Raw genomic sequence first — 5,905 nt, 5'->3', positions numbered from 1 at the left:
GACCGGGGCTTCCGTATGTCAGGCGCGGCCGCGGCGCCGGCGCAGCGCGTCGAGCGCCTCGGCGAGGATCGCCTCGGCCTGCTCGGGGGTGCGCCGCTCCTTCACGTACGCCAGGTGGGATTTGTACGGCGCGGTGCGGGCCTGCCCGGGCGGGTTCTCGGCGTCCGGGCCGGCCGGCTGGCCGCAACGCGGGCAGTCCCAGCCGGGCGGCGCCTCCGCGTCGGCGGCGATGAGGAATTCGACCCGGTGACCGTTGCGGCACCAGTAGCTGACCGGCCGGCGGGGGGCCGGCGCGGATCGTTCGGTGGGCCGGTCGGGGCCGGACCCGATGCGGGTGCCCCGGATGGCGTTGCCAGTCGGCACGGCTGCTAGCTCCTGTCGTCGGAGGGGACCGCCGCGAGGGTGGGCGGCGGGCGACGCGGTGCAGCGGAGAAAGAACTGCGCGCGGCCCGTGGTGACGGACCGCGCGCAGATTGTACGACTCGACGGGCTGGCTCAGGCCCCGCTGCTCATCTGGAGGCGGAGCCAGAGGCCGATCCCGACGATGCAGGCGAACCAGACGATCCCGACCAGAACGGTGTAGCGGTCGAGGTTCTTCTCGGCCACCGAGGAGCCGGCCAGGCTGGAGCTGACGCCGCCGCCGAACATGCTCGACAACCCACCACCCTTACCTCGGTGCAGCAGGATCAGCAGGGTGAGCAGGATGCTCGTGATGATCAACAACACGATCAACGTGTAGGCGAACGCGATCGGCATGGCTGGGGTCAGTCCTCTCGTAGCGATCATCTGCCCGGGCAGGACGGGCACGTGGCACCGGCCGGTGGACGGGCAGCGTCAAGAATAGCGAGCGATCAGCGGGCGATGTGCTCCGGGAACCGGCAGATCTGCGCGAATTCCTCGGCGTCCAGGCTCGCCCCGCCCACCAGGCCACCGTCCACGTCCGGCTGGACCATGATCGCGGCGATGTTCGACGCCTTGACCGACCCGCCGTAGAGGATACGGACCTGGTGCGCGGTCGCCTCGTCGAAGGTCTCGGCGATCCGGTTGCGGACCTCCCCGCAGACCTCCTGGGCGTCCTCCGGGGTCGCCGTCTTGCCCGTGCCGATCGCCCAGACCGGCTCGTACGCGATGACGACCTTGGCCACCTGCTCGGCGGTGAGGCCGTGCAGCCCCGCGATGAGCTGGTCGGAGCAGTGGGCCACATGGCGCCCCTCCTCGCGGACGTCCAGCCCCTCGCCGACGCAGAGAATCGGGGTGAGCCCGTTGGCCAGCGCCGCGACCACCTTGGCGTTGACCAGCGCGTCGTCCTCGTGGTGGTACGCCCGCCGCTCCGAGTGACCGACGACCACGTAGGTGCAGCCCAGCTTCGCCAGCATCGACCCGGAGATGTCCCCGGTGTACGCGCCCGACTGGTACGGCGACAGATCCTGCGCGCCGTAGCCGATCAGCAGCTTGTCGCCGTCCACCGCGGTCTGCACGGTCCGCAGGTCGGTGAAGGGCGGCAGGACCACCGTCTCGACCTCGGTGAGCTGCTTCTCGCTCAGGCTCGCGGCCAGCTTCTGCACCAGCAGGTTGGCCTCGAGGTGGTTCAAGTTCATCTTCCAGTTGCCGGCCATCAGCGGCCGGCGACCCTCGCTCGCCATCAGTCCTCCAGCGCCGCGATGCCGGGAAGGGTCTTGCCCTCCAGATACTCCAGCGAGGCACCGCCACCGGTGGAGATGTGCGAGAACGCCTTCTCGTCCAGGCCGAGGACCCGGATCGCAGCCGCCGAGTCACCGCCGCCGACCACGCTGAACGCGTCGGAGTCGGCGATCGCCTCGGCAACGCCCCGGGTGCCCGCGGCGAACGGCGCCATCTCGAACACGCCCATCGGGCCGTTCCAGAAGATCGTCCGCGCGTTCCCCGGATCTCCACAGGCGGAGGTCTTCAGGGCGGCGGCGAAGCCGGCCACCGTTTCCGGCCCGATGTCCAGCCCGACCCGGTGGCTCGGGATGCCGTCGGCACGGAAGACGTCGTGGTCGGCGTCGGGCGCGAAGGCGGTCGCGGCCACCACGTCGACCGGGAGCATTATCTTGCCCTCGGAGCGCTCCAGGAGGTTGCGGCAGGTCTCCACCATCTCCTCCTCCAGCAGCGAGCTGCCCACCTCGTGGCCCTGGGCCTTGAGGAAGGTGAAGCACATCCCGCCGCCGATGAGCAGCCGGTCGACCTTCGGCAGCAGCGCCTCGATCACCGCGAGCTTGTCGGAGACCTTCGAGCCGCCGAGCACCACCACGTACGGCCGCTCCGGGTCGCCGGTCAGCTTGGAGAGCACCTCCACCTCGCGCAGCACCAGCCGGCCGGCGACGTGCGGCAGCCGGGCCGGCACGTCGTACACGCTGGCGTGCTTGCGGTGCACGGCGCCGAAGGCGTCGTCCACGTATGCGTCACCGAAGGCGGCGAGCTGGTCGGCGAAGGCACCCCGCTCGGCCTCGTCCTTGCTGGTCTCACCCTTGTTGAAGCGCAGGTTCTCCAGCAGGGCGACCTGACCGTCGGCCAGTCCGTCCACAGTGGAGCGGGCGGAGTCGCCGACGGTGTCCTCGGCGAAGTGCACCGGCGCCCCGAGCAGCTCACCGAGCCGCCCGGCGACCGGGCGGAGGCTGAACTGCGGGGCCGGCTCGCCCTTCGGGCGGCCCAGATGGGAGCAGACGACCACCTTGGCGCCGGCTTCCACCAGCGCGCTCAGGGTCGGCAGGACGGCCCGGATCCGGCCGTCGTCGGTGATCTCACCGGTCTGCTTGTCGAGCGGGACGTTCAGGTCGGCGCGCACCAGCACGCGCCGACCCGACACCCCCTCGGCGAGCAGGTCGTCGAGGTTGCGGATGGTCACAGCGAGCTACCCACCAGCTTGACCAGGTCCATTAGGCGGTTCGAGTAGCCCCACTCGTTGTCGTACCAGCCGACGACCTTGACCTGGTTGCCGATCACCTTGGTCAGCGGCGCGTCGAAAATGCAGGACGACGGGTCGGTGACGATGTCGGACGACACGATCGGGTCCTCGTTGTAGGTCAGGATGCCCTTGAGCGGGCCGTCGGCGGCCGCCTTCATCGCGGCGTTGACCTCGTCCACCGTGGTCTCCCGGCCGACCGTGACGGTCAGGTCGGTGGTGGAGCCGGTCGGGATCGGCACCCGCAGCGCGTAGCCGTCCAGCTTGCCCTTCAGCTCCGGCAGCACCAGGCCGATCGCCTTCGCGGCGCCGGTCGAGGTCGGAACGATGTTCAGCGCGGCGGCACGGGCCCGGCGCAGGTCCTTGTGCGGCGCGTCCTGCAGGTTCTGGTCCTGCGTGTACGCGTGGATGGTGGTCATCAGACCCTGCTGGATGCCGAACGTGTCCTGCAGGACCTTCGCCATCGGGGCGAGGCAGTTGGTGGTGCAGGAGGCGTTCGAGATGATCGTGTGCTTGGCCGGGTCGTACGTCTCCTGGTTGACGCCCATGACCACGGTGACGTCCTCGTTCTTCGCCGGCGCGGAGATGATGACCTTCTTGGCCCCGCCGTCGATGTGCGCCTTCGCCTTGGTGGCGTCGGTGAAGAACCCGGTGGACTCGATCACCACGTCCGCGCCGACCTCGCCCCACGGCAGCTTCGCCGGGTCCTTCTCGGCGTACGCCTTGATGGTCTTGCCGCCGACGGTGATCTCGTCCGCGGTGGCCTTCACCTCGTGCGGGAGGCGGCCCAGGATGCTGTCGTACTTGACAAGGTGGGCGAGCGTCGCGTTGTCGGTCAGGTCGTTGACCGCCACGACCTCGATGTCAGCGCCGGACGCCAGCACTGCCCGGAAGAAGTTGCGGCCGATCCGGCCGAAGCCGTTGATGCCAACCCGGATGGTCACAGGTCCCATCTCCTCGCGTTCTGGTCCGCCGGCGTCAGACTCGGGCCGGCGGAGGTGTGTGCGCCGACCGTTGGAGCCGGCCGTTGACGGTTCATCTCGGCCACCCCGCCGCGGTCTGAAGGACCTGACCGCCCGAGGCGGTGAGCACGGCGAGGAGTGCCTGTGCCGGCCCCCTTGCCGTACGCAGCGACCTTATCCGAGCGTGCGGCGCCGCGCTGCGCCGGGTGGTGATCCTTTTCGGGTCCTCGCCCCGCCGCGCTGTGCGAGGACGCGAGGTGACAACGTTGTGCCTGCTGGCTCGCTCGGTGCGCTCGCTCTCGGAATGACGACCCACCGTCCTATCAGACCACGAGCATGTCCGGCGTGACGGCCGCTTCCGTATCCGGGATGCCCAGGTCGCGGGCCCGCTTGTCGGCCAGCGCCAGCAGCCGGCGGATCCGGCCGGCGATCGCGTCCTTGGTCAACGGCGGATCGGCGAGCGCTCCCAGCTCCTCCAGCGACGCCTGCCGGTGCTCCAGCCGCAGCCGACCCGCCGAGGTGAGGTGGTTCGGCGCGTCGTCGGCGAGGATCTCCAGCGCACGGGTCACCCGGGCGGCCGCGGCCACCGCGGCGCGAGCCGACCGGCGCAGGTTCGCGTCGTCGAAGTTGGCCAGCCGGTTGGCGGTGGCCCGCACCTCGCGGCGCACCCGGCGCTCCTCCCAGGCCAGCACGCTGGCGTGAGCACCGACCCGGGTGAGCAGCGCGGCGATCGCGTCGCCGTCCTTGACCACCACCCGGTCCACCCCGCGCACCTCACGGTTCTTCGCGGTGATGCCGATCCGGCGGGCCGCCCCAACCAGGGCCAGCGCCGACTCCGGGCCGGGGCAGGTGATCTCCAGGGCGCTGGACCGGCCCGGCTCGGTCAGCGAGCCGTGCGCCATGAACGCGCCCCGCCACGCGGAGACCGCGCAGCAGACGTTCGCGGCAACCACGTGCGGCGGCAGGCCCCGCACCGGACGGCCACGCACGTCCAGCAGGCCGGTCTGCCGCGCGAGGGCCTCCCCGTCCTTGACCACCCGCACGATGAAATGGCTGCCCTTGCGCAGGCCGCCGGAGGCGAGCACGTGGATCTCGCTCGGGTAGCCGTAGACCTCGGCGATCTCGCGCCGCAGCCGCCGGGCGACCGCCCCCGTGTCCAACTCGGCCTCCACGACCACGCGGCCCGACACGATGTGCAGACCCCCGGCGAAGCGCAGCAGGGCCGCCATCTCCGCCCGGCGGCAGCACGGCTTGGGCACGTCGACCCGACTCAGCTCGTCCTTGACCGCAGCCGTCATCGCCATAGTGCGCCCCTCCACGGACCGGTTCCGGCGTGTCGCCGGTGATTACGTACGTGCTTAACGATCGGCGCCCAGGACAGGCACCAGTGCGGCGCCCAGCGCGGCCGGATCATGGCGGGGCGTGCCGTCGGTGACGGCGACGGGAGCGAGGACCAGCCGGGCACCCAGCGATTCTGCCGCACGTTCGACCGGTTCGGGGTCACCCACCGCCTTGGAGTCCGCCAGCACCATGTCCACCTTCAACTCGGGCAGATAGCGGTGCAGGGTGGCCAGATGGTCGGCCAGGGACAGCCCGAGGGTCTCCTTTTCCGCCACCAGGTTGAGCGTGACCAGCCGCCGGGCCGGGCTGGACACGATCGCGTCGGCCAGCCCCGGCACCAGCAGGTGCGGCAGCACGCTCGTGTACCAGCTGCCCGGCCCGAAGATCAGCCAGTCGGCGTCGGCCACCGCCGCCACCGCCTCCGCGCAGGCGGCCGGCGCCGCGGGGGTGAGCCGCAGCGCCTCGACCCGGCCGGCGGTGACCGCGACCTGGTGCTGGCCGCGCAGGTTGCGTACCTCGTCCGGGTGGTCCGGGTCGGCGCCGCGCACCCGGGCCTCGATGCCGACCGGCTGCCGGGACATCGGCAGTACCCGGCCGACCGCGCCGAGCATCCCGCCCGCGTGGTCCAGCGCGGCCACCGCGTCGCCGAGCAGTTCCATCAGCCCGCAGAGCACCAGGT

The 5,905-nt window shown here is 71.3% G+C and carries 7 protein-coding genes; all 7 read right to left on the bottom strand.

What is annotated here, in order from left to right; all coding sequences use genetic code 11:
* Positions 1 to 18: 18 nt before the first annotated feature.
* A complete protein-coding gene (locus DKL51_RS02515; RefSeq protein WP_109944113.1) occupies positions 19 to 363 on the bottom strand; it encodes an RNA polymerase-binding protein RbpA in 345 nt (114 codons plus the stop codon).
* A 132-nt stretch (positions 364 to 495) separates the two neighbouring features.
* Positions 496 to 756, bottom strand: a complete 261-nt coding sequence (gene secG, locus DKL51_RS02510; protein WP_109944112.1) for a preprotein translocase subunit SecG — start codon at positions 754 to 756, stop codon at positions 496 to 498.
* A 95-nt stretch (positions 757 to 851) separates the two neighbouring features.
* Positions 852 to 1,643, bottom strand: a complete 792-nt coding sequence (gene tpiA / locus DKL51_RS02505; protein WP_109944111.1) for a triose-phosphate isomerase — start codon at positions 1,641 to 1,643, stop codon at positions 852 to 854.
* Complete coding sequence (locus tag DKL51_RS02500) at positions 1,643 to 2,866, bottom strand: phosphoglycerate kinase (protein WP_109944110.1); 1,224 nt, start codon at positions 2,864 to 2,866, stop codon at positions 1,643 to 1,645. Before DKL51_RS02500 ends, tpiA begins: the two co-directional genes overlap by 1 nt.
* Complete coding sequence (gap, locus tag DKL51_RS02495) at positions 2,863 to 3,867, bottom strand: type I glyceraldehyde-3-phosphate dehydrogenase (protein ID WP_109944109.1); 1,005 nt, start codon at positions 3,865 to 3,867, stop codon at positions 2,863 to 2,865. Before gap ends, DKL51_RS02500 begins: the two co-directional genes overlap by 4 nt.
* A 341-nt stretch (positions 3,868 to 4,208) precedes the next feature.
* On the bottom strand, positions 4,209 to 5,189 hold the full coding sequence (gene whiA / locus DKL51_RS02490; RefSeq protein WP_109944108.1) for a DNA-binding protein WhiA: 981 nt from the start codon (positions 5,187 to 5,189) through the stop codon (positions 4,209 to 4,211).
* Positions 5,190 to 5,243: 54 nt separating this feature from the next.
* A partial coding sequence (locus DKL51_RS02485) for a gluconeogenesis factor YvcK family protein (protein WP_124811686.1) occupies positions 5,244 to 5,905 on the bottom strand: 662 nt, incomplete at its 5' end.

Source organism: Micromonospora globispora (genome assembly GCF_003857015.1).
In the GTDB taxonomy this organism is placed as follows: Bacteria; Actinomycetota; Actinomycetes; order Mycobacteriales; family Micromonosporaceae; genus Micromonospora; species Micromonospora globispora.
Note: the sequence above shows the minus strand (reverse complement) of the source record. Positions and strands in the feature narration are given on the sequence as shown.